This window comes from Kocuria sp. (assembly GCF_030536815.1).
GTDB classification, from domain to species: domain Bacteria; phylum Actinomycetota; class Actinomycetes; order Actinomycetales; family Micrococcaceae; genus Kocuria; species Kocuria gwangalliensis.
This window is the reverse complement of the sequence record NZ_JAUNPE010000165.1, coordinates 1-4,444: the sequence shown is the minus strand read 5'-3', so window position 1 is coordinate 4,444 and position 4,444 is coordinate 1. Positions and strand designations below refer to the sequence as shown.

At 65.7% G+C, this 4,444-nt stretch carries 4 protein-coding genes; all 4 read left to right on the top strand.

What is annotated here, in order from left to right:
- Positions 1-714: class II fructose-bisphosphate aldolase (gene fbaA / locus Q4E95_RS11355; protein WP_303383413.1), on the top strand; the 714-nt coding region annotated here is incomplete at its 5' end.
- Positions 715-840: 126 nt separating this feature from the next.
- On the top strand, positions 841-2,235 hold the full coding sequence (locus tag Q4E95_RS11350) for an amidohydrolase (RefSeq protein ID WP_303383412.1): 1,395 nt from the start codon (positions 841-843) through the stop codon (positions 2,233-2,235).
- Positions 2,236-2,314: 79 nt separating this feature from the next.
- Entirely contained in the window at positions 2,315-3,949 is a 1,635-nt protein-coding gene (locus Q4E95_RS11345; protein ID WP_303383411.1) for an AbgT family transporter, read from the top strand.
- A 91-nt stretch (positions 3,950-4,040) separates the two neighbouring features.
- Positions 4,041-4,444 (top strand): DUF3151 domain-containing protein (locus tag Q4E95_RS11340; RefSeq protein WP_303383410.1); only part of this gene is annotated, 404 nt, incomplete at its 3' end.

Genomic DNA, 4,444 nt, shown 5'->3' with positions numbered 1-4,444 from the left:
GGCTTTGTGCTGCCGCTGTTGGCCGAGTCCGAGAAGGCCGTGGCCCGCGGCGAGGACCCCATTTTCCAGTCCCACATGTGGGACGGCTCCGCCATCGAGTTGGACGAGAACCTCAAGATCGCTCAGGAGCTGTTGGAGCGCACCCACAAGGCCAAGATCATTCTCGAGGTCGAGATCGGTGCCGTGGGTGGCGAGGAGGACGGCGTCGAGGCCGAAATCAACGACAAGCTCTACACCACCGTCGAGGACGGCCTGAAGACCATTGAGGCGCTGGGTGCCGGTGAGAAGGGCCGCTACATCACCGCGCTGACCTTCGGCAACGTGCACGGCGTGTACAAGCCGGGCGGGGTCAAGTTGCGCCCCGAGCTGCTCCAGCAGATCCAGCAGGAAGTGGGACAGAAGATCGGTAAGGACCGCCCGTTCGACCTGGTCTTCCACGGCGGTTCCGGTTCCTCGCCCCAGGAGATCGCTGACGCGGTGTCCTACGGCGTGATCAAGATGAACGTGGACACGGACACCCAGTACGCCTTCACTCGCCCCGTGGCCGGTTTCATGCTGCAGAACTACGACGGCGTCCTGAAGATCGACGGCGAGGTCGGTAACAAGAAGAAGTACGACCCCCGCGTGTGGGGTGCCGAGGCCGAGGCCGGCATGGCCGCCCGCGTGGTCGAGGCCTGCCAGGACCTCGGGTCCGCAGGCACCTCCATCAAGTAATTCGCGTTTCCTGAAACCGGTGCCCGCGCGTTCTCGCGCGGGCACCGCGTTATTTAGCGACCGACGACGCCGCCGCGCCGTCTCATTCCCGCCCGTGATCCGAATCACTTGTTACGCTGCCTAAGCATGGGAACGAGCCACGCAGACCACGAGATTCCTGACCGACCCTTCCGCGATCTGACAATCAGTCCGGAACCGTCACGCGCGTACTTGGAGCAGCTCGAGCGCGACACCGAGCGCCGCAAGAACAAGCTGCAGCATCATCTGGCAGACCACGCGGGCGCCGCGGACGAGCTGCACGAGCGTCTCGAGTCCCTGGTTGATGACCAGGCCACCGACCTGCACCGCGTGCTGCATGAACTGCACGAGCACCCGGAAACGGCGTTCCAGGAACACTTTGCCGTCCGGCAAGTCCTCGCTCACCTGAAAGCCCACGACATTGCCGCGGAGAATCCCGCCTTCGGGCTGGCCACCGCCATCCGCGCGGAGATCACCTCCGAAGACTTCGATCCGCAGCGCCACCGCACCATCGCGGTCATGTCCGAGTACGACGCCCTGCCCGGCATCGGCCACGGCTGCGGCCACAACGTGATCGCCGTGACCGGACTGGGCGCATTCGTTGCGCTCGTGGAACTCATCCGCGAGAACCCCGCCGCTTTTTCCGGTCGCGTCGTGTACCTGGGCACCCCCGCGGAGGAGGGCGAGGGCGGCAAGGAGATCATGGCCCGGGCCGGTGCCTTGGAAGGGATCGACGCGGCCGCCATGGTGCACTCCTACGTCACGGACCTCGTGGACCAGGTGTGGCTCGGCCGGCGCCAATGCACGGTGCGCTACCGCGGTCGGGCGGCCCATGCGTCCTCGCACCCCTTCATGGGGCGCAATGCTCTCGACGCCGCCGTGCTCGCCTACCAGGGGTTAGGGTTGCTGCGGCAGCAGACACCACCGACCGACCGTGTCCACGCCGTGCTGCCCGAGGGCGGGGAGCGGCCGAACATCATCACCGAAACCGCCACCCTGGACCTGTACGTGCGCTCCCAGCACCCGGAAACGCTCAAGGCGCTCTCGGAACGCGTCACCGACATTCTGCAGGGTGCGGCCCTGATGGCCGGTGTGGGTGTGGAGATCGACTGGGACTCCTCGCCGGCCACGCTTCCCGTACTGGGTAACTCGCCACTGTCCGATCGCTGGGTCCTGGCCCAGCGGCGTCGTGGGCGCGATCCGTACCCGGCGGGCACGGTCTCCGAGGTGCTGGCCGCATCCACGGACTTCGGCAACGTCAGTTACCGCATCCCGGGCATTCACCCGCTCATCAGCATCACGGATCAGGACACGGGTCTGCACACGCGAGATTTCGCGGCTGCGGCGGCCACCCCGCTCGCCGAGAGCGCCGGGGTGGACGGCGCCTACGGCCTGGCCGCGGTGGCCCTCGACTACCTGGTGGACGACACTCTTGCTCAACACGTCACCGAGGACTTTCGGGCCAACGGCGGCGGCATAGCCGTGGAGCACTACTTCGACTGAGCCGGATTCGACCGGCCACCACCTGGGATGACCCACCCACTTCTGACCGTGACCGATCACTGACCACCATGGAGCAGACATGAGCGCAACCGCGACCACAAAATCGAGCCTGGGGGACAGGCTCCTCACGGGCATTGAACGGGTCGGCAACAAACTGCCGGAGCCGTTCGCCCTGTTCGCGATCCTCTTCCTGATCACCGCGATCGTGTCCACGGCCATGGCCTGGGGCAACGTGGTCGTCACGGTTCCGGGTACCGATGAGCCGCTGGCCATCAAGGGCCTGTTCACCGGTGAGGGCATTGCGTGGTTCACCTCGACCCTGGGTGAGAACTACATCGGTTTCCCGCCGCTGGTGACCGTGGCGACCATCCTGTTGGCCATTGGTATCGCGGAGAAATCCGGTTTTCTGGCCGCCGCCATCCGGTACACGATCGGTAGCGCGCCGCGCTGGTTGCTGCCCTACACCGTGGGTTTCGTGGGCGTGGTCGGCTCCATCATGGCCGACTCCGCGTTCGTGGTGATCCCGCCGCTGGCCGCGCTGGCCTTCAAGGCGGCGGGGCGGCACCCGGTGGCCGGCCTGTTGGGCGGTTTCGCCTCGGCGGGTGCGGGGTACTCGACCAATATCTTCCCGACGTCGCTCGACGCCCTGTTCGCGGGTATCACCAATGCCGTGATCCCCACGGTGCCGGCGCTGGCGGAGAACGCGACCGAGGTCAATCCGATCTCCAATTACTACTTCAACATTGCCTCGGCGCTGGTCCTCTCCGCGATTGCCGGCTGGGTGATCGACAAGGTTGTGGAACCCCGGGTGGAACGCGCCAGGGTTTCTCGGGAAGAGGTCAACCCGGAGACGGCCCAGCTGATGACCGACACCCGGTCCATGCGCATCGTGGGTGATGAGCAGACCGTCGCGGAGTCCCAGGAGCCCAAGACGGAGGCGGCGCTGTCCCCGCGGGAGAAGAAGGCGCTGGTCTGGGCGTGCGTAACCTTTGTGCTCATTGCCGTGGTGCTGACCGTGTTTTCGCTGGTGCCCAATTCGCCGTGGCGCAACGAAGAGGGCAACTTTCTCCCGGCGTCCCCGCTGTTGGGCTCCATTGTGTTCATCATCTTTGTGTTCTTCTCCGTGAGCGGCTACGTCTACGGCCGCATCGCGGGTTCCATCCGGGGTTTCAAGGACGTTCCGGTCATGATGGGTGAAGCGCTCAAGGACATGACCTCGTTCCTGGTGTTGGCGTTCATCCTGGGCCAGTTCATAGCCCTGTTCAACTGGTCGGGCATTGGCTCGTGGATCGCCGTGACCGGTGCGACCGGGCTGCAGAACGTGGGCGTGACCGGATTCCCCGTGATCATCGGCTTCATCATCCTGTGTTCACTGCTGAACCTGTTCATCATTTCCGGTTCGTCCATGTGGACCCTGATGGCCGCCGTCTTCGTGCCGATGTTCGGCATCCTGGGGTTCGAGCCCGCCTTCATCCAGGCGGCCTTCCGCGTGGGCGACTCCGCAACCCAGGTGATGACCCCGCTCAACCCGTACATGGTGGTGCTGTTGGCCATGCTGCGTAAGTACGAACCCGAGGCAGGCCTGGGTACGGTCATGGCGCGCATGATCCCGTTCGTGGTGCCCTTCTGGGTCGCCTGGACGATCATTCTCATGGTCTTCTACTTCTTCAACCTGCCGCTGGGTCCGGGCGTGGGGATCATGATCGAGCAGTAAGTCACGCCCGGCGCGAAAGGCCGCGAGCGGCGGGGTCCGCTGTGCGTACAGTGGGCAGCAGACACCGTGACGATCGTGGAAAGGAACCACCGTGGCACTCATTGGCAAGAACCTCCTGGACGGACCCGAGCCCACCTACCTGGAGGAGAACCCCCAGCTGACCGCGCGCTTCGACGCCGGGGACGAGGCCGAGGACCTCGCGGCCGCGTTCCCCAAGGAGCAACTGCCGTGGGCCATCCTCGCGGAGGAAGCGCTCGCTGACGGCCGCACGCTGGAGGGCTACGCGTACGCTCGCGTGGGCTACCACCGTGGCCTGGATGCGCTGCGCGGTCACGGCTGGAAGGGCCACGGTCCGGTGCCTTACTCCCATGAACCGAACCGCGGATTCCTGCGGGCACTGGCCGCGCTGGGCAAGGCAGCCGCGCAGATCGGTGAAATGGACGAGGCCGCGCGCATCGAGAAGTTCCTGGGCGACTCCGACCCGGAGGCCGCGGG

Coding starts and splice junctions, on each gene's coding strand:
- Q4E95_RS11350 (WP_303383412.1), top strand. CDS start 841: ATGGGAACGAGCCACGCAGACCACGAGATTCCTGACCGACCCTTCCGC.
- Q4E95_RS11345 (WP_303383411.1), top strand. CDS start 2,315: ATGAGCGCAACCGCGACCACAAAATCGAGCCTGGGGGACAGGCTCCTC.